Source organism: Amycolatopsis halotolerans (genome assembly GCF_042647905.1).
Classification (GTDB): domain Bacteria; phylum Actinomycetota; class Actinomycetes; order Mycobacteriales; family Pseudonocardiaceae; genus Amycolatopsis; species Amycolatopsis halotolerans.
Genome location: NZ_JBHRWI010000019.1, coordinates 160,218 through 181,553, shown reverse-complemented (window position 1 = coordinate 181,553; position 21,336 = coordinate 160,218). Strand labels below are relative to the sequence as shown.

The window sequence follows — 21,336 nt, the reverse complement described above, 5'->3', positions numbered from 1 at the left end:
CCGCAATACCCACCACACGAAGGACACCAGGCGCAAACGTCCCAACGCGACTCATCCGTCAGCCCTACTCACCCGCCCACAGCAGCCACTCCCAGCTCAGGCACCGTCTGCTCCCGCTCCGACGCGACTGTCAGGCTCTTGTGGACCAACGCGTCACACAACGCCAGCCAGCTCGCCTCGACGATGCTGCCGTGCACCCCCACCGTCGTCCATTCGTGTTCGCGGTCACTAGTTTCGAGAAGCACCCGGGTGACAGCGTTAGTCCCTGGGTTCGACGGCAAGATCCGCACCTTGTAATCGGCCAGCTCCATGCTGTCCAACCAGGACAGATACGGCGTCAACGCCTGCCGCAGCGCCGCGTCGAGGGCATGCACCGGGCCGTTCCCTTCCGCGGTCGCGATGACCCGCTCGCCCGCGACATGCACCTTCACCGTCGCCTCGGAAACAACCTCGCCGTCCGGCCGGTGGTCCAGCACCACCCGATACGACTCGAGCTCGAACGGCGGCGGATCCGACTTCTCGCCGGAAACCTCCTCGACCTCGCGGCGCAGCAACAGCCCCAGCGAAGCGTCGGCCGCCTCGAACGACCAGCCCTCCGATTCGAGTGCCTTCACCTTCCGCACCGCGTTCGTGAGTGCGTCAGGCCGGCCGGCAAGGTCGACCCCGAGTTCACGTCCCTTGAGCTCGAGACTGGCCCTGCCGGCCATCTCCGTGACCAGTACTCGCATGCCGTTGCCGACAGAAGACGGATCGATGTGGTTGTACAACAACGGATCCACCTTGATCGCGCTCGCGTGCAGCCCCGCCTTGTGGGCGAAAGCGGACGACCCGACGTAAGCCTGATGGGTGTCGGGTGCGAGGTTGGCGATTTCGGCCAGGGCATGGGAGACGCGAGTGAGCTCGGCGGTGCCTCCGGTCGGGAGGACCTCCATTCCGAGCTTGGTCACGAGGTTTCCCGCTACGGCGAACAGGTCGGCATTGCCTGCCCGTTCCCCGTAGCCGTTCGCGGTGCACTGCACGTGCGTCGCGCCGGCCTGTACCGCGGCGACAGAGTTCGCCACAGCACAGGAAGTGTCATCCTGACAATGGATTCCAAGCCGGAATCCGGTCTTTTCCTTGATTTCGCCTACGGTTTCAGCAAGTCCTAGCGGCAACTGGCCACCGTTGGTGTCGCACAGCACGAGAACGTCCGCGCCCGCGTGCGCCGCCGCGTCGAGCACCCGCAGCGAAGTTTCGGAGGAGAAGGCGTAGCCGTCGAAAAAGTGTTCCGCGTCAAGGAAAACTCGACGTCCTTCGCCGACGAGGAACGCGACCGTGTCCCGCACCATCGCGCATGCCTCGTCGACGTCGACCCGCAGTGCCCGCTCGATGTGCCGGAGGTCCGATTTGGCCACCAAGGTGATGACCGGAGCCTCCGAATCCAGAAGCGCCCGGACCTGCGGGTCTTTGTCGGCCGTCGTTCCCGCCTTGCGGGTGGATCCGAACGCGACGAGCGCAGCGTGCTTGAGCGGCAATTCTCCCTTTGCCGCACGGGAAAAGAACTCCGTGTCCTTCGGCAGCGCACCCGGCCAGCCGCCCTCGATGAACCCGACACCCAACTCGTCCAACAGCCGCGCGACGGCCAGTTTGTCCGTGACGGAGTAGGTGATTCCTTCGCGCTGAGCACCGTCGCGCAAAGTGGTGTCGTAGAGGTGGAAGGCATCGCCGAGCGGCGTGCCGGCGGGTTCCGTGCGGGTCACGGTGTTCTCCTTGTGGCGGGGCAGAACCTGGTCCAGGCAACAAAAAAACCTCCCGCATGGGTGCGAGAGGTTGCGCGCCGGTAGCTCTTGTGGAGCGTCTATCCGGCGCGCAAGGCAATAATGATGGAGATGGCGGTCATGCCGGACATCATGCCACAGCTTCGCCCGGCGTCCAAGCGCCGGGCGAAGCTTCCCACCTTCTGAGAGCCGTCAGCCGGGCAGATTCGCCAGGTAGCGACCGAATTCTTCGACCGCGGCCGCATTTCGCGGCCCCTCCACCAAAGCCGCGTACGGCAGCGCGAAGAAGCGTCCTTCCTTGACCGCCGGGATGTCGCGCAGGCCGGGACGCGAGCGCAGGAAGTTCTCCTTGTCGGCCACGCTGCCGACCTCGCCGCCGTAGTCGTTGATGAGGATGACGTCCGGCGCGCGCTGGATCACGGCTTCCCAGCTGACGCTCGCCCAGCTGTCGTTGAGGTCCGCGAAGATGTTGGCACCACCCGATTTGGTGATGATTTCGTCCGGGCCCGCGTTGCGTCCGGAGGTGAATGGCTGGTCACGGCCGTCGTCGTAGAGGAAGACCTTGGGCTTCGGCCGCCCGGCCGGAACCGCGTTCGTGACAGCGGCGACCCGTGCGCGGTACTCTTCGATCAAACGTTCTGCACGATCACTGATTCCGAAAATTTTCCCCAAATTGCGCACATCTGTGTACAGCGCGTCGAGCGGCCGCATGATGCCCCGTTGCTTGCCATTGCCGTTGCGACAAGCCTCGGTGAGCAAGTAGCTGGAGATGCCCAGCTTCCCGAGGGAGTCCGGGGTGAACCCGGTCGCCTCTGAGAAGCCGTAGTTCCAGCCCGCGAACACGAGGTCCGCTCCCGCGCCCTGCACCACCTCACGGTTGATCTTCTCCGCGAGCTTGGGCACCTTGGCGAAATCGGCTTTCCAGGGCGACGATGCCACCCCGCTGGACTGTCCTTTGTCGACCACGTAACCGGCCATCCGGTCGCCCAAGCCGAGAGCGAACATCAGCTCGGTGATGCCGATGTCATTAGTCACTACCCGAGAAGGAGGTTTGGACACGGTCAACGACGAACCGCAGTTGGTCACCGTCACGGGAAATCCGGCCGGGGACGCCGCACTGTCTCCTTCGGACACTTGAGCGCCGCATCCGGTGGCGACGAGGGCGACCGTCACGATCAACGCGACTGTCCTACGCATGACTGTCCTCCTGGGACTCGAGCTGGTCGAACAACAACTGCGGACGCCCCGTTGCGGGATGCGGCACCACATGGCCGCGCACCCCGAACACGTCAGCGAGCAAAGCGGGCGTGAGCACCTCGGCCGGGGTTCCGCTCGAGACAAGGCGGCCGTGGTCGAGCACGTGCACCATGTCGCAGGTAGCCGCGGCCAGGTTCAGGTCGTGGAGCGCGGCCAGCACCGTCGGTCCGCTGGCGCGGGCGAGCGCCAGGACTTCGAGCTGGTGCCGGATGTCGAGGTGGTTGGTCGGCTCGTCGAGCACTAGGAGCCGTGGCTGCTGGGCGAGTGCGCGCGCGATCAGCACGCGTTGCCGTTCGCCGCCGGACAACGTGAGCACGCCTCGGTCGGCCAGGTGCGCCAAGCCGACTTGATCCAGCGCGGCGGCGCACAGGCGATGGTCGGCTGCGCTCATGCGGTCGAGCAGTCCGTGATGCGGCATTCGACCCATCGCCACCACTTCGGCGACGGTGAAGTCGAACTCCGCGTGCGATTCCTGCGCTACGGCGGCGATCGCGCGTGCCCGCTTTCGCGGTGCCATGCCGTCCACCGGTTGACCGTCGACCAGCACGGCTCCGGCTGACGGCTTGAGCACCTGGTAGACGGCACGCAGCGTCGTCGACTTTCCGCTGCCGTTCGGACCGAGCAGCCCGACGAATTGCCCTTGCCGAGCTTCGAGGGTCACGTCGTCGACCAGCTTGCGACCGGCCGCGGTCACGCTGACGCCATTGAGCGAGAGGTCCATTCACGCACCCCCGAACACGTATGCGCGACGGCGCATCAAGAGCAGGAAGGCCGGTACCCCGACCGCCGCGGTAAGCACCCCGATCGGCAACTCCTCGGGCGCGGCGAGCACCCGCGCCGCGACGTCCACCCACACCAGGAAAACCGCGCCGGCAAGCGGCGCGACCGCAAGCACCCGGCGATGATCAGCACCGACGACCAGCCGCACCAGATGCGGAAGGATCAGGCCGACGAACCCGATCGCTCCGCTCACCGCGACCAAAACCCCAGTCATGGCAGCGCAAACAATGAACAGGAGGACCCGCAGCTTCCCGACGTCGACGCCGAGAGTCGTCGCCGCTTCGTCGCCCATGGCGAGCGCGTTGAGCCGGCCGGCCAGCGCCAGCAACAACAAAACGCCGCCGACCACCACGATCGCGGCGATCGGCAGCGTGCCCCAATTCGCGCCGGCGAGACTGCCGAGAAGCCAGAACAACGCCGATCGCGCGGCCTCGCCGTTCGGTGCTTGGAAGACGATCACCGTGGTGATCGCGAAAAACCCATAGGACAACGTCGTTCCGGTGAGCACCAGACGCAGCGGCGTAAGCCCTTGCCGCGTACGGGCGACGAGATAAACGATCAAGGTCGCGGCGAGCGCAGCCACAAACGCCCCGACCGACAACGCATAGATCCCGAGCGACGCGAAGACTCCGAACAACGTCACCGCTGTCGCCCCGACGGATGCACCCGAGGAAATCCCCAGCACATACGGCTCGGCGAGCGCGTTGCGCACCATGGCTTGGATCGCGACGCCGACCGTCGACAACCCAGCGCCGACGACCACCGCCAACAGCACGCGAGGAAGCCGGAGGTCCCAGATGATCCGATACTGCCCGACCTCGTCCGGACCGATCGTCCCGCCGAACAACCCAGCGCGGAGAAAGGACCACGTATGAGTGACCGGCACCGCCACCGTCCCGATCCCGACCGCGATGACAATCGACCCGAGCAACGCCACGCCCAGCCCGATGACCACCGGCGTCACCGGCCGTCGCCGCTGAACGGCAACCGCCGTGACCTGGGATTCGCCACTCAACGGCGACGCAATCCGCTGGTTCTCGGATTTGCCGACCCGCGGCGAAACGGGCCCTTCGCGCGCGGATTGGTCTTTCAGCGGTGAGACGACGCGAGCGCCGGAGCCGCTCAGTTCACGCTCGACCGAGCCGTCGGCCCGCGTCTCGTCGATCGGCGGCTCACCGCGACGGGGCACCGCGTTGCCGCGAAATGGCGAATCCCCTGCCGCCGCACCACCCGGCCGGGTTAGGTCAGGCGTGCCGCCATTGCCGCTGGATGGCGAAGCCGCTGAACCGCTTTCGCCATTCAGCGGCGAAACGTTCGGCGCACCGTCACTGGACGAACCCGAACCATCCAAGGCACCCTCGCCGCCCAGCGGCGAAACACTCGAAGCACCGGAAGCCCGCAAGCCTGAACCGGCCGACCAGCCGTCGCCGCTAGGTGGCGAATGATCCGCGGCATCGACACCACGCCCGGTCGAACAGGCCGACGCACCGTCGACATTCAGCGGCGAAACATCCGGAACACCGTCGCCGCCAGATGGCGAACGGCCAGAACCGTTCTCCCCATCAAAGAGCGAAGGAGCCGAACCACCGGAGCCGTCCGCCAGCGAACCACCACCAGACGGCACCGAAGCGCTCTCGCCACTCAACGGCGAAAGACGGCCACCCCCGACAACCGCCGACGAATCCCCATCGACAGCAGGCGGCGAAACCCCGCCAGAACCGCCGTCGCCAAAAACTGGCGAATCCCCAGCCCCGCCCAACACGGATCCGGGACAAGCTGAACGTTCTTCAGACGAAGAGGAAGACCAAGACGAAGACACCACCGGCGACGACCCAATCGAGACATTGGGCCCGCAAAAGACGGCAGCCGCCGGCGGCGGGAGTGTCGTCTCCCGCAGACCACGACGGGAGGGGACGAGGTTCGAGGAACCTCCGCCGGTATCGGGCTCGCCTTCGGCTCCCGAGAAACAGGAGCCGAAGGCCTACCGTTGCGGGTCAGCGCCGGATTTCGACCGGCTTCCGCGGCGGGGGTCCGAAAAACTCAGGACGGGGTCTAGCCGGCCTGACGGGCGTTCGACGAGACCAGCGCCGCGAGACGGTCGCCGATCGCCTGGGTCGCACCCGGCGACGACTGGTCGCGGGTGGCGAGATCGAAGGCCACCGAAGCCTCGATGCGCCGCGCCGCTTCCTTCTGGCCCAGGTGGTCCAGCAGGAGCGACACCGACAGCACCGCGGCGGTCGGGTCGGCGAGACCCTGGCCGGCGATGTCCGGCGCGCTGCCGTGCACCGGCTCGAACATGCTCGGGTTCCGGCGCGTGATGTCGAGGTTCCCGCTGGCCGCGAGGCCGATGCCGCCGGTCACCGCGGCCGCGAGGTCGGTGATGATGTCCCCGAAGAGGTTGTCGGTGACCATCACGTCGAACCGCGACGGGTCGGTGACCAGGTGGATCGTGGCGGCGTCCACGTGCGAGTACGCGACGGTGACGTCCGGGTGCTCCAGCGAAACCTCTTCGACGATCCGCGACCACAACGAACCCGCGTGCTCCAGCACGTTGGTCTTGTGGACGAGCGTCAAGTGCTTGCGCGGACGCTCTTCGGCGCGGTTGAACGCGTCCGCGACCACGCGCCGCACGCCGAAGGCCGTGTTGACGCTGACCTCGGTGGCGATCTCGTGCTCGGTGTCCTTGCGCAGCAGGCCGCCGTTGCCCGCGTACGGGCCTTCGGTGCCTTCGCGCACCACGACCATGTCGACGTCCCCGGCGTCGGCCAGCGGGCCGCGCACCCCGGGGTACAACCGCGCCGGGCGCAGGTTCACGTGGTGGTCCAGTTCGAACCGCAGCCGCAGCAGCAGGCCGCGCTCGAGGATGCCGCTGGGCACTGTCGGGTCGCCGACCGCGCCGAGCAGGATCGCGTCGTGCTGGCGCAGTTCGCCGAGCACCGACTCCGGGAGCAGCTCCCCGGTGGCGTGCCACCGCGAGGCGCCGAGGTCGTAGTTCGTGATCTCCGCCGCCGGTGCTACCTCACCGAGCACCTTGAGCGCCTCGGAGACCACCTCGGGCCCGATCCCGTCCCCTGGGATCACCGCGAGCCGCATCCACACACCTCCGTAGCCCAGGCCACCGGGCGCACCGATGGCCCATTCGCACAAAAACGCCAGCAGCGGAAGGTTACCGGCCGTAGACAAGGTGCCGTAGCCGCACCACCCTTATGCCGCATCCTCCCACAGGGTGAGACACCCGTTCGGGCGAACGGAAACGGGGGCTTGCCCAGGCCGGACAGCCTTGGCAAGCCCCCGCGTCCCGCGATGCGGCCGCTTCCGCGGCTCACCTCAAGTTCCCCTCAAAGGGTGAACCAGGTCAGCCGCGCGGCACCTCCGATTCGATCCGCACGACCGAGGCGCGCTGCCCGGTCGCGTTGTGGTGCTCGATGGCCAGCAGGCCCTTCGCCTTGTCCCCGGCGACGGCGTCCTTGTTGCGGTTGACCACCAATGCCGTGCCCGGCTTGGCGACGTAACCCAGCGCCGCGTCGCCGCCGCCCTGCACCGAGAACGCCGGCGCGAGCGCGTCGAACGACAGCGGAGTGCTCACCTGGTCGATCAACCCGTTCGTGGTACCCGGCGCGACGTAGTACCCGCTGGTGCCGACCGTGTAGCTGATCCGGTGCGACGCCTCCTTCGGGTCGATGCCGAGCGCGGCGATGCTGACCGGCAGCACCATCACGTTCGAGTCGAACACGTTGGTGTCGACGTCGCCGAGCTGCCCGTTGATCGCCTGCAGGTCCACCGACGGGTTGCCCGGCTTGGTCAGCGACACCGTGTTGACGAGCAGCACGTCCGACCCCGTCGCCTTCGTCACGAAGGTTTCGAAGTCCGGCTTGCCGTCGCCGTTGGTGTCGATGTCCACGAACGGCACCGTGTTGCTGCCGAGGTTCGCGAAATCGCTCCAGGTCGTGATCCCGAACGCCAGCGTCGCGTTCTCCGGCTCCCCCTGCGCCTTGGCGAGCGGGGCCGTCGACGCCGCGCCGATGTAGCGCAGGTCGCCGCCCTTCGCGGTGCGGTTGAGGGTGCAGTCGGACGTGACGTGCGAGTCGCATTCCGGCAGCTGCGGCGATTCGGCCTGCAGTTCGAGGACGCTGATCAGCGAGCGGTACCGCTGGGAGCCGCTGCCCTGGTCGATGCCCTTGCCCGCGAGGTTCAGCACGGCCTGGTCGGCGTTCGCGCCGAAGCGCACGCCGCCCGGGGTGGTGATCGCCGAAACCGGCTTCGGCGACGAGTACACGGCCACCCGCAGCGGAACGGTCGCGCCGTTCTTCGGGGTGAACGCGACCCGGCCCGAAGCGTCGGCCACGAACTGGCGGGCGAGCCCGGCCTGCGAAGCCGCCATAGTCGGGTCGAGAACCTTGCGCAGCGCCTTCGGGTCGGTGATCTTCAGCGTCACCTTCACCGTCGCGACGCCGCGCGGGTTCAGCTTCACCGAGCTCTTGTCCACTGTGTACTCGACACCGGGCAGATTGTTGACCGCTTCGTAGCCCACCGAGTACTCAGCCGCCTTGACGCCCTTGTTGACCACCTTGATCGTCTTGCTCAAGGTGACCGGACCCGCCGCCTCGACCGTGCCGAACGTGACGCTGACCGCGCCCGGGTCGTCCTGCACATACGCGAGAACCTGGTTGTCCAGCGCGGCTTTCGCGTCGATCCGGCCGGCGCCGACGCGCTGCGGGCCGTAGGTGTGGCCGGCTCCGTCAGTGATGTCGTGCACCGCGGTGCCCACGACGTCAGCCTTGACCTCCTCGACGCTCCAGTCCGGATGCGCCTGGCGGACCAGCGCCGTGATGCCCGACGTGTGCGGCGCGGCCATCGACGTGCCCGAGATGACCAGACGCTCGTTGCCGCTGCCGCGGAACGCCGACGTGATCGTGTCGCCAGGCGCGGCGAGGTCCGGCTTCACCGACGGACCGCGTCCGCCGCGCGAGGTGAACGAGCTGGGAGTGTCCACGATGGACTGGTCGTAGGTCTGCAGCGTGGTCCGCCCGGCTCCGTACAGCCGCACGGTGAGCGTGCCCGCGGTCAAGCCCGCCCGCACGGCCTGGGTGGCCTTGCCGGTGAGCTGGAACATCGGAACCGCCGCGTTGCCCGCGATACCCGCGCCGAAGTGCTCCACAGTGGACGAAAGCAGCACGCCCTTGGCGCCGGCGGCCTGCGCGTTGTTGGCCCGCGCCGCGGAACCGCACGGCCGGGTGGCGTCGTTGTCGTCCCACTCCAGCCAGGCGATCTTGCCCGCGACCTTTGCCTTGTCCTCAGCCGAATAGGCGGCGCACCCGGCGTTGTTGCCCGCCGAAATCGGCACCACCGGCGCGGTCAGGTCGAGGGTGTCGTAGCCGGTGTACTCCTGGCTGTACTGACCCGGCTGCTGTCCGGCGGTCGGAGTCTTGACCTCGACCGCGTCGCGCAGTTCGCCCGCGTCGCGGCTGCTGGCCACGGTGAGCGCTTCCGGGGTGTTGCCCGGCGAACCGGCGATGTCGTTGATGTCGCCGCCGTTGCCCGCCGAGATCACCGGCAGCACGTTGTTCTGCGCGAGCTTGCGCACGAACAGCGAGTCCGGGTCGTCCGGCGCGCCGAAGTCGCTGCCCAGCGACAGGTTCACGACGTCGAGGTGGTCGGTGAAGTCACCGTCGCCGTCCGGGTCGAGCGCCCAGTCGAGAGCCTGCGACGTGACGTTCGTGGAACCCTTGCAGCCGAACACCTTGATCGCGTAGAGCAGCGCCTTCGGCGCGGTGCCCGGCCCGATCCGCATGGCGTCGAGCTTCTTCTTGTTCAGCTTCTGGTAATCGCCGGTGAACGTGCTGCCGTCGGCGTTCACGCCGTAGCCGCCGATCGTGCCCGCGACGTGCGTGCCGTGCTCGCCGCACGCGATCGGGTTCGGGTCCGGTTTCGGCGTCGGCGACCCGGTCTTGCCCGCCGAGTCGTAGTCGTCGCCGACGAGGTCGGTGCCGCCGACCACCTTGGCGCTCGGGAACAACGGCGACGGCTTCGTCCGGTCGACCGCCTTGTACGCCTCGGGCGTGCCGGGGCCGCCGAAGTCGGCGTGGGTGTAGTCGATGCCGTCGTCGATCACGCCGACGCGGATGTTGTCGCCGAACTTGCCGGTTTTCTGCCAGCTGGCAAGCGTGTTGGTGAGCTGTTCGGCGCTGGCGTTGGTGCGGTTCTTCGGCACGACCGTGCGCACCGAGACGACGTCCGGCCGTTCCGCGAGCTGGCGGATCTTGGCCGCGTCGGCGGTGACGACAGCGCCGGGCACCGCGTTGGCCGTCTGCGTGACCAGCTTCGTGCCCGCGTCCGCGGACCGCAGCTGTCCGACGACGGAGCTGACCGCCGCGGCGACGTCGGCCTTAGCCGCCTTCGCCGCCTGCTTGGCCTTCTCCTTGCCCTTGCCCTGCTCTTCCTTGAACGCGTCCACCGCGGGTTTCTTGGCCAGCTCGACGAACGCGGTGATCTGCCCCTGCGCCGCGCTCAGCCGGGGCGAAAGCTTGCCCTGGACCTTGCTCGCGTCGACCTTCGCCGGAGCGACCGGCTCGGCCAGCGGCGCGCTCTGCGCGGACGCCGCGGGAATGGCGACGGCCGCCGCCAGCACCACCGCGGAACCCACGACCACCGAGCGGGCAGCCCACCCGGGCAACCGGGTTCTGCTCATGTGAGTAACCCCTTCTCGAGGCCCGGATCACGAACCTGCCCGCGCGCGCCACTCGTACCCCCGACGGTGCGCACCGGCGCCGCACCGTGCTCTCACGGCGCGTGGTTCAGCCTCGCGGCAAGAACCTAGCTGTCCGAAACCCCTACTTTCGTGCGGAAAAAGCTCCGTTACCCGAATGTTGCCGCTGCGGATGAACAACGGAACGGCCCCTCTCCCGAGGTCCGGGAAAGGGGCCGTTGCGCGGAACACGGACTAGCTGAAGTCGACGGCGCGGATAGTGTGCGCGCCCACCGTCGCACCGATCGGCTCGAGCACGTTGGCGTCCACGTGCCGGTCGACGCGCAGCAGCATGATCGAGTCGGAACCGTCGGTGCTCTGGCTGATCTGCGCGGCCTCGATGTTGATGCCCGCTTCGCCGAGCAGCGTGCCGACGCGGCCCATGACGCCGGGACGGTCCGGGTACTCGATGACCAGCACGTCGCCCTCGGCGCGCAGGTCGAAGTGCCTGCCCTTGACCTCGACGATCTTCTCGACCTCGTCCTTGCCGGTGACCGAACCGGACACGGTGAGCGTCGCGCCGTCGCCGTGCACCGCGCGAAGGGTGACCAGGCTGCGGAACTTCGGGCTCTCCGACTCGGCAACCAGCTCAGCCCGCACGCCGAGCTCCTCGGCCAGCCGCGGCGCGTTCACGAAGGTGACCTGGTCCTCGACCACGCCCGCGAACAGCCCGCGCAGCGCCGCCAGCTTCAGCACCGCGGTGTCCTCGCTGGAAATCTCGCCCTTGACCTCGACGGTCAGCGACGTCGGGGCCTTCGGGTTCAGCGCGGTCAGCACCTGGCCGAGCTTCTGGGTGAGCGACAGGTACGGCCGCACGTGCTCGCCGACCGCGCCGCCGCCGGACACGTTCACCGCGTCCGGCACGAAGTCGCCGCGCAGCGCCAGCAGAACCGAACGCGCCACGTCCGTGCCCGCGCGGTCCTGCGCCTCGGCGGTGGACGCGCCGAGGTGCGGCGTGACGACGACGTTCGGCAGGTTGAACAGCGGACTCTCGGTGGTCGGCTCGGTGACGAACACGTCGATGCCCGCGCCGCCGACGTGGCCGCTGCGCACGGAGTCGGCCAGCGCCTCCTCGACGATGAGACCGCCGCGGGCGGCGTTGACGATGATCACGCCGGGCTTGGTCTTCTTGAGCGCCTCGGCGTCGATGAGGCCCTTGGTCTCCGGCGTCTTCGGCAGGTGGATGGAGATCGCGTCGGCGCGCTCCAGCAGCTCGTCGAGGGTGACCAGCTCGATGCCCAGCTGGGCGGCGCGCGCGGCCGAGACGTAGGGGTCGTAGGCGATGAGCTTGGCCCCGAAGGCGGCGAGCCGCTGGGCGAACAGCTGGCCGATCTTGCCGAGCCCGACGACGCCGACGGTCTTGCCGTTGATCTCGACGCCGGAGAACGAGCTGCGCTTCCACTCGCCGCCGCGCAGGCTCTGGTCGGCGGCGGGAACGCGGCGGGCGACCGCGAGCAGCAACGCGACCGCGTGCTCGGCTGCGGAGACGATGTTCGACGTCGGCGCGTTCACCACGAGCACGCCGCGCTCGGTAGCGGCCGGGACCTCGACGTTGTCGAGCCCGACGCCGGCCCGGGCGACGACCTTCAGCCGAGTGGTCGCCCCGAGCACCTCGGCGTCGACCTTGGTGGCGGATCGGACCAAGAGCGCGTCGGCGCTCTTCACCGCCTCGAGCAGAGCGGGACGGTCGGTGCCGTCCACGTGCCGGACCTCTACCTCTTCACCGAACACACTCAGCACGGAGGGCGCGAGCTTCTCCGCGATGAGGACTACGGGTTTGCTGGGCTTGGTCACGATGCGGCTCCCACTATCTGGTCACGAAATCGAGGACGCTCTCTCGCGGCGCACGTCGTTGTGCCCGGACTCGCGGGAGTTTAACGCGGTGCGCTGACAGCCCGCTGCCCCCGCTGTTCACTTGTTTGTAATCCGGTGAAGACAAGCCCCATCAGGCGCTCTGTACCGCCCGTGCCCGGCAGGTGGGATCCGGCCCAGGAAGCGCCGTGCAGCAACAAAAGCAGCTCTTGGACGGTCACGTCGGTGCGGAAAACGCCGGCCGCCTGCGCTCTGTCCACTAGTTGGGACGCCGCGTCGCGCATCGCGTCACAGGACGCGTGCAGCCGCGATTCCGGATCGTCGAAGGCGTCGGCCAGCATTTCGGTAAGGCCACGGTAAACGGCGGAGGTCTCTCCGAAGCCGATGAGCCAGGCGTACAGGGCCTCAAGCGGATCTTCGGCGACGAGCAGTTCGCGCGCTTTTTCCGCTTGAGTGTCGAACCGCTCCCGCAGCAGCGTCTCGACCAGGTCTTCCCTAGTCGGGAAGTGGCGGTAGAGGGTGCCGATCCCGACGCCGGCGCTGCGGGCGACGTCCTCGAGCGAGGCATCGACACCGCGCTCGGCGAAGGCGCGCCTCGCTTCGGCCAGCAGGCGTTCGTAGTTGCGGCGGGCGTCCGCGCGCATCGGCTTGGCGTCGGTCATCTCGGTCCGAGCTTATCCCGTGACAAATCGGAGGGTTCCTCCGTATAGTAACCGGAGGCAGCCTCTGTTTCTGGAGTGCGTCCTCAGTGGACGCACCAGCCGGGCTGCGCCGGGATCGATGCCGCACCTTCGCGGCCACGGAACCTTCTTGGAGTCTGTTGTGGATGTGTTCGCAAAACTGACCGCCAGCGCGGAAGGTGGCGCACGATGACGATCGGAATCTGGACGTTCGCCTTTGACGGCAAGGAAATCGGCGAGGTACGCGCGGCTGCCGCCGAAGTCGAGTCGCTGGGTTTCGCCGCGCTGTGGTTCGGCGAGTACCGCGGACGGGAGGCATTCACCCAGGCGGCGCTGCTGCTCGAGGCGACGACGAAGTTGACTGTGGCGACCGGCATCGCACGCTTCTCCGAACGGTCGGCAGCTGCCACTGAAGCCGCTGGACGCACGTTGGCCGAGGCGTATCCAGGGCGGTTCACGCTCGGGTTAGGCGGACATCGGCCCGGCGGCGGAGGCAGTGCGATGCAGGACTATCTCGACGCCATGGATGCGGCAGACCTGGATTTCCCCGTTGAGGGCGCTTCGAGTGCTCGGCCGCGTCGGCTGCTAGCCGCCCTCGGACCAAAGATGCTGAAGCTCGCGGCGACCCGTACCGATGGCGCGCACACGTACTTCGTCCCTCCGGAACACACAGCGTCCGCCCGGGAAACGATGGGACCCGACGCCTACCTCGCCGCCGAACAAGCCGTGGTCCTCGACCCGGATCCCGCGCGGGCACGGCAAATCGCCCGCGAACACGTCGCGACGTACGTGCGGCTGGCCCCACACCAACGAGCGAATCTGCGCCGCCTCGGCTACACCGAGGAAGATCTGACCGACGGCGGCAGCGACCGTCTCGTCGACGCGATCGTGGCCTACCGCAGCGAGAAGGAAGTCGCCGACCGAGTCCGCGCACACCGCGACGCCGGCGCGGACCACGTCTGCGTCCAGGTCCTCGGTTCCGGACCGGAGATTCCGCTCGACGGCTGGCGTCGCCTCGCATCCCTGGTGCTCTGATTCCCGGTGGGGCTTTCGCACCTTCTCGCGAAAGCCCCACCCCGGCTCGTTCCCGACGCCTCGCCAAATCCGGCTGACGTCTCGCCAAAATTCGGCTACTGGAGGACCCGCAGGTTGCCGACGCCATCCCGCCAACCGTGAGAAAACCCAGCTCACCACTGATTCGCCACTGAGCGGCGAAACCGTCCGCCTCCGCTGTACGGACGCTTCCACCTTTACCGGAGACCTCCCCCGCGAACACGGAACTTCCCCTGAACAGGCGACCTGGTCGACCCCGTTTCGCCGCCCATCGGCCACAACCCCGCTGTTATCTTCGCGAGACGCCTCGCCCGCGTTCGCCCCGGGAGCCGCCGGTGTTCACGAAACTCGCCATCGCCGCGTCCCGGACGGTCGAACTCGTCCTGCTGATCCTGGGGATCGTCACCCTCGTCAAGGACGACAACGTCCTGGCCCTTCTCTCCTGGGATCTGCTCGCGCTGATCTACCTCGGCATCCGGATCGCGCGAGTGTCCCGTAGCCGAAAAATCGACCACACCGACGCCCGGTGGCTGAAAGGCGTTCTCGGCCGTCGGCTCGGATTGCTGTTCACGCTGTTGACCAGCCTCGTCGGCGTCACCGGCGGATTGTCGATCGTGTTGCCGGAAACGACCGGCATCGACCCGACTGCCGCGAAAGTCGTCGGCGTCCCCGCGGTCCTGCTGGCCTGGGCGATCCTGCACTTCGGTTACGCGGAACGCTACGCCCAGACGTACTACGACAGCCTCCCGACCCAGCACTTCCGCTTCCCCGAAACCGAACGTCCCACACTCGCCGATTTCACCTATTTCGCGTTCACCATCGGGACGAGCTTCGCGGTCTCGGACGTGGAAACGCGGACGACGTCGATCCGTTCCCTGGTACTCGCGCACAGCGTCCTGTCGTTCATGTACAACACGGCCACGCTCGGCATCGCAGTCAGCGTCATCACCGGCGGACGTTGACCCTTGTGAGTTACAGTGTTTCTCGCGCGGCAGGGGCCGCGTCCTGTCCGCGGAAAGGGCCGAGCCCACCCCCGTACCACGAGTTGCCGAGCTTTCCTTCTTCCCTGCCCGGTGCCGGCGGACCACGGGGCGCGCAAGGGAAGGAAGGACTCCCTGATGACGGCCTTGCCCGCCAACCCCAACCTCGGCCAACTCCGCAAACAGGCGAAAGAACTCGCCCGCGCCGACTCGATACCGCTGTCGGAAGCGCAGTTCCGACTCGCTCGCCGCTACGGATTCCCCAGCTGGCCACAGCTGCAGACGTACGTCCGCCGAATCGCCGAGCACGGCCCGGACGTCCAGCACGCCTACCACCAGGACGTCGAGTACTACCGAGGCCGTGCCGTCGGCCTCCTCGCCTCAGCCGAAGACGGCACCCCAGCCGCCCGCGCCGCCTTCGACCGCCACGACCAACCGCTGACCCGCACCGGTGCCTTAACCGTCATCGCCCGAGAGCACGGTTTCCCCACCTGGCGCGCGTTGAAGGCCCATGTCGAGGATTTGCCGAAAAACGGCGAACCGTTTGCTCGGGCCTATCAGCTGGTAGAAGCCCGAGATGTGGACGGCCTGTCAACACTGCTGGCCGAAGCTCCGCACCTGGCCCACGCCCGAGGCACCAACGGAAACGATCTCCTCGGCATGGCGTCCGCGACCCACGACGAACGCCTCGTCCGCATCCTGCTCGACCACGGTGCCGATCCCGCTCGAGCCAACGCGCACGGCTGGACTGCCTTACATCAAACCGCCTACAGCAATTTACCACTGATCGCCGACATGTTGATCAACGCCGGCGCGCCCTTGGCCGTCTCAGGCCGCGGCGACGGCGGAACCCCGCTCGTTGTGGCCCTATTTTGGGGAAATCGCGCTGTTGCCGAAAAACTGGCAACGCACGAACGGTCCCCTCGCAACCTGCGCGTCGCAGCCGGTCTCGGCGACGCGGCTCTACTGGATGAACTAGTCAGTCCAAAGGGGACTCTTTCTCCAGCAGCCGGCGCACACCGTGAGTTCTACCGCCCGCACAGCGGCTTTCCCTTCTGGCAGCCAACAAACGACCCCACCGAAATCCTCGACGAATCCCTAGCCTGGGCCGCCCGCAACAACCAAACAGCCGCACTCCGCACCCTGACCTCACGCGGCGCGAACCTGGACGCCGACGTCTACCGCGGCACCGCCCTCACCTGGGCAGCGACGTGTGGCCACTCAGCGGCAACAGAAACCCTGCTGTCACTGGGCGCGAACGTCAACCACGTCGGCACCTTCGGCGGCCCACGCCACGGCGTCGGCGTCACCGCACTGCACCTGGCCGCCCAGAGCAACCGCCTGGACGTCATCGAAATCCTGGTGAGCGCCGGCGCAGACCTCACCGCACGCGACGCCCTCTGGGACAGCACCCCCGAAGGCTGGGCGGAAGCGTGCGACAGCCCCGCCGCCCAAGAACTGCTGCACCGCCTCCGTCGCCACTAATCGGCAACTCTCTCCCGCTGGACAACCGGATTCTGTAGTCCGTATCGTAACGGACTACAGACTCCGGTTAATCCACGCCCTGCGGAGGCCCTCATGCGAACTCCACGCGACCTGTTCGACCAGCTCTCCTCTGGAATCACCGGCGGCCGCTTCGCCGACCTCGCGCACCTCTACGCCGAAGACACCGTCGTAGAACACCCCACCGCGATACCCAGGCCCGGGCGATTGGAAGGCCGCGCCGCACTACACGACCGTTTCGTCAGCGGCCTCGGCCAAACCCTCCGCCTCAAACACCACGACGTGACCATCCACGAAACCGCCGACCCCGAGGTCATCGTCGCCGAATACCAGTACACCGCCGAGTCACGGAACACCGGCCAGACAACCGAAACGGCCAACATCCAAGTCCTCCGCGCCCGCGACGGACTCCTCATCCACACCCGCGACTATCACGACTACCTGCGCCTGGCCGCCATCCAAAACGCGACCGCCGGTCTAGCCGAGGCATACGCCCAAGCGCCCGCTTACGAACCTCGCCCCATCGCACCACGCCCAGCTGGGCTCTTCCCCGCGAACAGCCGCGAAGGCGTATTCCAACGAGTCGTCTTCGGCGTCGCCGACGGCCGCTGGTCCGAACTCCCCGACCTCTATGCGGCGAAAACCGATATCCGACACCCGTTCCTGCCCGGTGCCCCCGTCCTCCGCACCCGAGACGACTTACGCGCCCACTTCGCCGCCGGTGCCGCGCTGGCCCTCCGAATCGAAGTGACCGACCTGGTGCTTCACCTGAGCACCGACCCAGAAGTCATCATCGGCGAGTCGACCTATGTGGGCGAAACCAGCGCCGGAGTGCCGTTCCAGGTGAACAACATCTTCGCGATGCGCATCCGAGACGGAGAGATCGTCGAATCCCGCGACTACGGCGACCACCTCGCCCTGGCCGCAGCCACCGGCCGCCTACCTGAGCTCATCGCCAGCGTCGCCGAATAGCGGCAACTCCTCCACGGTGCCGCTACCAAACGGCAACGCCTCGGCCGGCGCTGACCGCCATCGCCACCGGACGCCACACCCCACCAATGCCAGCCACACTGGCCGCTCCACAGCACCCGAGTAATGCGTCGCCACTAAACGGCAACATCCTCACCAGCGCTGGACACCGTCATCGCACAGCAACGGTTCAACACAACCTCGCCCATTAACGGGCACTCAGCTTCACGTCGCAGGGCAACAGCCAACCGACCGTGGAAACCACCGTCGCCGTTCAATGGCAACATCCGCCACCGGTTCCCGGCTCAATGCGCAGCAAGAACTCAGCCCAGCCCTCGCCGCTAAGCGGCAAATGCCCGCCATCGCAGCTCTCGCTGCTCAGCCACGTCCCCCCGCAACTCTCGCCACTAGGCGGCGAATGCCCGCCCCGCTGTCTGGCGGCACCCCATCCCGACGGCTTTCGCCGCCCAACGGCAATTCCTCCCGCAGGCCGCGACCCAATCGGCCACGCCAGTCGCCGCTGAACGGCAACGCGCCCCGCAACAACTTTCGCCGTTAACTGGCAAATGCCTCTGACCAGCACCGATCCCCCGAATTTCTACCAGCCAACCACGCGCGACCTAGGCGCTTCCAGAGACCTCACCAGCGCCACCACGCTCTTCAACAACCTTCACAAGCGCCGAAGCCACCAACGCCACAGCCGGATCAGCATCCCGCGCCAACCGCCGCAACGCTCCCTGCGCAAGAGTCCCCGGCATCTCCGCAAGCGCCTGCGTTAACCGGATCCGCATTGCGGAATCCGCAGGATGCGCCGCCACCGCATCCACCAACGCGCCGACAATCCCGTCCACGCCCCCATCCGCCAACGCGCCCAAAACCTCAGCCGCCTCGACGTCGTTTCGCCCCTCAACGACCATTTCTACAAGCGTCGGCACAGCCTCCTCGGCACCACGCGCTCCCAAAGCGAGCGCCGCATGGCGCCGGACCACAGCGTCCGAGCCAGCGAGCGCGTCCATCAACACCGCGGTCGCCTCGTCGCCGGGCAACTCGATGAGCGCCAGGATCGCGCGTCGCCGGATCTCGGCGTCGTCCGAGCGAAGACCGGGCGCCACATTCGCCACTATGTCGCCACCAGTCCGGGCAAGCGCCCATCGCAAGGCACCGGCGACGTTCGGATCGGATTCGGCGAGAACTGCTTTGGCCAGCACCTCAGCGGGGACCGGCACATCGTCGGCAGGGGCCAAAACGGTCTGCTGCCGACGCGCGGCACCGGATGAATTGAGCCCGCGCAGCAGTTCGACGATGCGCAAGGCACCCTCCCAACCGGAGGGTGCCGAGGCATCGACCGCACGGAGCCGGTCGAGCAGTTCCTGCTCCCGCTTCAGCCGGTCTTCGGTCCGCCGGATAAGGTCGCCGACCAGCTCCGCCGGCACGAAGGCAGGGTCTTCCAGCGCCCGGCCGATCTGCCGCAACGACATCCCGAGCGACCGGAGACTTTCCACGTGGAAGATCCGGCGGATGTCGTCGGCGGAGTACTCGCGATAGCCGCCCACGGTGCGGCCGGTCGGCCGCACCAGCCCGAGGGCGTCGTAATGCCGGAGCATCCGGGTGCTCACCCCCGAGCGGCGGGCGACCTCGCCGATCAGCACGCGGTTTCCTGAGCCCGCTCCGGACCGAGCGCGACGATCCGTTTCGCCTCGTCCACAGCCTGGTCGAAACCGGTGTCCGGGTCACCAAGTAGCCGTTCAGTGGCGACGGCGTGCGCCCGAACGGTCGCGTCGGTGCTCGTCAATGCGGACTCCAGCGCCGGCTCGATCACGGGACCGAGCGCGACCAACGCCCGGCTGAGGCTGAGCTGCAGCGTCCGGTCACCGCGGCCGAGTTGTGTCGCCAGTTCCGCGGCCAGCCCGGCCTTGTCCTCGTCGGGCACGAGGACGACAGCCGCCCGCCAGGCGCTTTTCGCGACCTCGTCGTCGGCGTCACGCAGCAACGATCGGGTGATCGCTGGCCACACGTCCCGGTCGCCGATTTTGGACAACGTGTGCAGCGACTGGCTTCTGGCCTGCGCCACCGGGGACCGCAGCTCCGCGAGAAGCCGCGGCACCGTGTCCTCCGCCGGGAACCGGGTCAGCGCCCAGGTGAGCATGTCGCGCACGAAAAAGTCCGGCTCGATCGCGCACCGTGCGACGAGCGCCTCGACGAGACCAGGGCCGTCCGGGTGCGTTCCGATCGTCAGCGCGACCTGCAGCCGCGTCGACGAGTCCCCGGCGCCCAACGCCTCGATCAGCCGCGTGAGCTGGGAATTCATCTGTGTCGAGTTCATCGGGATCACCTCCGCCGACCAGTGAAGACCTTGTCACAATGTCAATGTCAAACCCGGCGGGCAAAAGATCGGCAAAAGAAGCCGTCGCCGTTCAGTGGCGAAACCCGGTCTCCGCCCGATCCGCGCCGACAGCGACGCCGACGATCGTGCACGGTTCGGCACCGTGGTTTCGCCAGGCGTGCCGCGTGCCGTTCTGGACGAGGACATCGCCTGCCCGCAAGACCGTCTGGTCCCCGTCGTCCAGCTCCAACGTGACCTCGCCCGAGACGATCAGGACGTAATCGAGGCTGTCGGTGGTGTGCATGCCAGGCGCGTCGGGCTCCATCGCGCCGGCCGCGCCCGGTGCTTGCCGCTCCAGCTTTTCCCAGGCTGCTGGCAGGCCGACGTCCGGCGATGGCGTCAGCTCGCCGGGCGCGATCGTGTTGATCATGAACCGCGAACCGTCCCGCGGCGGGTAGTGCGCCTCGGCGCGACGCGGCGAACCGTCGTCCGGGAACACCGGTCGTTCGTCCCGGCCCCACAGCCGGTAGATCGCGCAGCCAGGCATCAGATCGGAAGTGATCGGCTCGACAGCGCCGTCGGCGACCACGCGGGACTTGCTGTCGGAGCCGTGTCCGGTGACTACTCGGCGAACCTTCGCGTGTGCCATTTCGACCGCCCCTCAGTACGACAGCGTATGGATACGGTTACGTATCCATACGCCACCGTATCCAGTGCTAGTGGAGTCGTCAATACGGTGGCGTATCCTCCGCGCATGGTGAACGATTCGCCCCGGCTGTCCGCCCAGGACTGGACGCGCGCCGCGCTGAAGGCGATCGCAGACGGCGGTCTGGCCGCGGTCGGAGTCGAACCGCTCGCGCGGACGCTCGGCGTGACCAAGGGCAGCTTTTACGCGCACTTCCGCAACCGGGACGAGCTGATCACCGCGGCTCTCGCCGATTGGTGGCGAAACCACGGCGAGGCGGGACTCGCCGAGTACGCCGCGATCGCCGATCCGGGGCAACGGCTGCGCGAACTGCTCACTGCCGTCGTGCGTTCCGTGCAGCCGCTAGCGCCGTCGGTGCACCTGAGCCTGCTCGGCGACCGCAACGACCCTCGGGTCAAGGAAGCGGTCAGCCGCGTCAACCAAGCTCGGCTGAACCTTCTGACCAGCACTTACCGCGAACTCGGCCTCCCGCCGGACCAGGCGGTGAACCGGGCGCGAGTCGCTTACGCGGCCATTCTCGGACTGCTGCACCTGGCTCAAACCGAGGCGGACTCGCCAAGCCCCGACGCACTAGCGGACGCAGCGGCTGCGATCTTCCTGCCGTCCTGACAGTCAGTCCGCCCATACCGGCCGCGGCAGCACTTGCCTCCCAGCGGCGAATCCGCCGGGACAGGCTCTGGCCTCGCTAAGACAGATTCGCCACGAATCGGCTAACCCCTGGTCAACCAGGCATTCACAGGCCCGGGAACCCATCCGCGCGAGCAAGCCGAC

At 67.7% G+C, this 21,336-nt stretch carries 16 protein-coding genes and 1 riboswitch; of the genes, 5 read left to right on the top strand and 11 right to left on the bottom strand.

Annotated elements, in window-relative coordinates:
* Positions 1 to 68: 68 nt before the first annotated feature.
* The 8 genes from cimA to ACFORO_RS14850 all read right to left on the bottom strand — a co-directional run bounded on the left by cimA (position 69) and on the right by ACFORO_RS14850 (position 13,013).
* Complete coding sequence (cimA, locus tag ACFORO_RS14885) at positions 69 to 1,739, bottom strand: citramalate synthase (RefSeq protein ID WP_377874899.1); 1,671 nt, start codon at positions 1,737 to 1,739, stop codon at positions 69 to 71.
* Positions 1,740 to 1,949: 210 nt separating this feature from the next.
* Positions 1,950 to 2,954 carry an ABC transporter substrate-binding protein gene (locus tag ACFORO_RS14880; protein ID WP_377896568.1) on the bottom strand — a complete coding sequence of 335 codons (1,005 nt, stop codon included), beginning with the start codon at positions 2,952 to 2,954 and terminating at the stop codon, positions 1,950 to 1,952.
* Positions 2,947 to 3,735 (bottom strand): ABC transporter ATP-binding protein, encoded by a 789-nt coding sequence (locus ACFORO_RS14875; protein ID WP_377874903.1) that lies wholly within the window; start codon positions 3,733 to 3,735, stop codon positions 2,947 to 2,949. The genes ACFORO_RS14880 and ACFORO_RS14875 overlap by 8 nt, the downstream gene beginning before the upstream one ends.
* Positions 3,736 to 4,758, bottom strand: coding sequence for a FecCD family ABC transporter permease (locus ACFORO_RS14870; RefSeq protein WP_377874905.1), 1,023 nt, complete (start codon positions 4,756 to 4,758; stop codon positions 3,736 to 3,738).
* A 951-nt stretch (positions 4,759 to 5,709) separates the two neighbouring features.
* A riboswitch (cobalamin riboswitch) is annotated at positions 5,710 to 5,838 on the bottom strand.
* 8 nt (positions 5,839 to 5,846) lie between these two features.
* Positions 5,847 to 6,887, bottom strand: coding sequence for a 3-isopropylmalate dehydrogenase (locus ACFORO_RS14865; protein WP_037811756.1), 1,041 nt, complete (start codon positions 6,885 to 6,887; stop codon positions 5,847 to 5,849).
* 262 nt (positions 6,888 to 7,149) lie between these two features.
* Positions 7,150 to 10,482: a S8 family peptidase gene (locus ACFORO_RS14860; RefSeq protein ID WP_377874910.1), complete on the bottom strand. Its 3,333-nt coding sequence runs from the start codon at positions 10,480 to 10,482 to the stop codon at positions 7,150 to 7,152.
* 252 nt (positions 10,483 to 10,734) lie between these two features.
* Positions 10,735 to 12,333, bottom strand: a complete 1,599-nt coding sequence (gene serA, locus ACFORO_RS14855) for a phosphoglycerate dehydrogenase (protein ID WP_377874912.1) — start codon at positions 12,331 to 12,333, stop codon at positions 10,735 to 10,737.
* A gap of 80 nt (positions 12,334 to 12,413) precedes the next feature.
* Positions 12,414 to 13,013: a TetR/AcrR family transcriptional regulator gene (locus ACFORO_RS14850; protein ID WP_377874914.1), complete on the bottom strand. Its 600-nt coding sequence runs from the start codon at positions 13,011 to 13,013 to the stop codon at positions 12,414 to 12,416.
* Between the two features lie 207 nt (positions 13,014 to 13,220).
* On the opposite strand from ACFORO_RS14850, the gene ACFORO_RS14845 reads away from it, so the two are divergent.
* From ACFORO_RS14845 to ACFORO_RS14830, 4 genes are all read left to right on the top strand, one after another.
* Positions 13,221 to 14,066 (top strand): TIGR03620 family F420-dependent LLM class oxidoreductase, encoded by an 846-nt coding sequence (locus ACFORO_RS14845; RefSeq protein ID WP_377874916.1) that lies wholly within the window; start codon positions 13,221 to 13,223, stop codon positions 14,064 to 14,066.
* A 353-nt stretch (positions 14,067 to 14,419) separates the two neighbouring features.
* Entirely contained in the window at positions 14,420 to 15,046 is a 627-nt protein-coding gene (locus tag ACFORO_RS14840; protein ID WP_377874918.1) for a DUF1345 domain-containing protein, read from the top strand.
* Between the two features lie 156 nt (positions 15,047 to 15,202).
* Positions 15,203 to 16,549: an ankyrin repeat domain-containing protein gene (locus ACFORO_RS14835; protein WP_377874920.1), complete on the top strand. Its 1,347-nt coding sequence runs from the start codon at positions 15,203 to 15,205 to the stop codon at positions 16,547 to 16,549.
* A 93-nt stretch (positions 16,550 to 16,642) separates the two neighbouring features.
* Entirely contained in the window at positions 16,643 to 17,539 is an 897-nt protein-coding gene (locus ACFORO_RS14830; protein WP_377874922.1) for a nuclear transport factor 2 family protein, read from the top strand.
* A gap of 617 nt (positions 17,540 to 18,156) precedes the next feature.
* On the opposite strand, the gene ACFORO_RS14825 is transcribed toward ACFORO_RS14830, so the two are convergent.
* The 3 genes from ACFORO_RS14825 to ACFORO_RS14815 all read right to left on the bottom strand — a co-directional run bounded on the left by ACFORO_RS14825 (position 18,157) and on the right by ACFORO_RS14815 (position 20,508).
* A complete protein-coding gene (locus tag ACFORO_RS14825) occupies positions 18,157 to 19,185 on the bottom strand; it encodes a HEAT repeat domain-containing protein (RefSeq protein ID WP_377874924.1) in 1,029 nt (342 codons plus the stop codon).
* Positions 19,179 to 19,859, bottom strand: a complete 681-nt coding sequence (locus tag ACFORO_RS14820) for a HEAT repeat domain-containing protein (protein ID WP_377874926.1) — start codon at positions 19,857 to 19,859, stop codon at positions 19,179 to 19,181. The genes ACFORO_RS14825 and ACFORO_RS14820 overlap by 7 nt, the downstream gene beginning before the upstream one ends.
* A gap of 91 nt (positions 19,860 to 19,950) precedes the next feature.
* Positions 19,951 to 20,508 carry a cupin domain-containing protein gene (locus tag ACFORO_RS14815; protein WP_377874928.1) on the bottom strand — a complete coding sequence of 186 codons (558 nt, stop codon included), beginning with the start codon at positions 20,506 to 20,508 and terminating at the stop codon, positions 19,951 to 19,953.
* Between the two features lie 105 nt (positions 20,509 to 20,613).
* On the opposite strand from ACFORO_RS14815, the gene ACFORO_RS14810 reads away from it, so the two are divergent.
* Complete coding sequence (locus ACFORO_RS14810) at positions 20,614 to 21,174, top strand: TetR/AcrR family transcriptional regulator (protein ID WP_377874930.1); 561 nt, start codon at positions 20,614 to 20,616, stop codon at positions 21,172 to 21,174.
* Positions 21,175 to 21,336 lie beyond the last annotated feature (162 nt).

Excerpts from the sequence above, each read along its gene's own strand:
- ACFORO_RS14880 (WP_377896568.1), bottom strand. The coding sequence starts at position 2,954 with ATGCGTAGGACAGTCGCGTTGATCGTGACGGTCGCCCTCGTCGCCACC.
- ACFORO_RS14875 (WP_377874903.1), bottom strand. The coding sequence starts at position 3,735 with ATGGACCTCTCGCTCAATGGCGTCAGCGTGACCGCGGCCGGTCGCAAG.
- ACFORO_RS14865 (WP_037811756.1), bottom strand. The coding sequence starts at position 6,887 with ATGCGGCTCGCGGTGATCCCAGGGGACGGGATCGGGCCCGAGGTGGTC.
- ACFORO_RS14860 (WP_377874910.1), bottom strand. The coding sequence starts at position 10,482 with ATGAGCAGAACCCGGTTGCCCGGGTGGGCTGCCCGCTCGGTGGTCGTG.
- ACFORO_RS14850 (WP_377874914.1), bottom strand. The coding sequence starts at position 13,013 with ATGACCGACGCCAAGCCGATGCGCGCGGACGCCCGCCGCAACTACGAA.
- ACFORO_RS14845 (WP_377874916.1), top strand. The coding sequence starts at position 13,221 with ATGACGATCGGAATCTGGACGTTCGCCTTTGACGGCAAGGAAATCGGC.
- ACFORO_RS14835 (WP_377874920.1), top strand. The coding sequence starts at position 15,203 with ATGACGGCCTTGCCCGCCAACCCCAACCTCGGCCAACTCCGCAAACAG.
- ACFORO_RS14830 (WP_377874922.1), top strand. The coding sequence starts at position 16,643 with ATGCGAACTCCACGCGACCTGTTCGACCAGCTCTCCTCTGGAATCACC.
- ACFORO_RS14820 (WP_377874926.1), bottom strand. The coding sequence starts at position 19,859 with ATGAACTCGACACAGATGAATTCCCAGCTCACGCGGCTGATCGAGGCG.
- ACFORO_RS14815 (WP_377874928.1), bottom strand. The coding sequence starts at position 20,508 with ATGGCACACGCGAAGGTTCGCCGAGTAGTCACCGGACACGGCTCCGAC.
- ACFORO_RS14810 (WP_377874930.1), top strand. The coding sequence starts at position 20,614 with ATGGTGAACGATTCGCCCCGGCTGTCCGCCCAGGACTGGACGCGCGCC.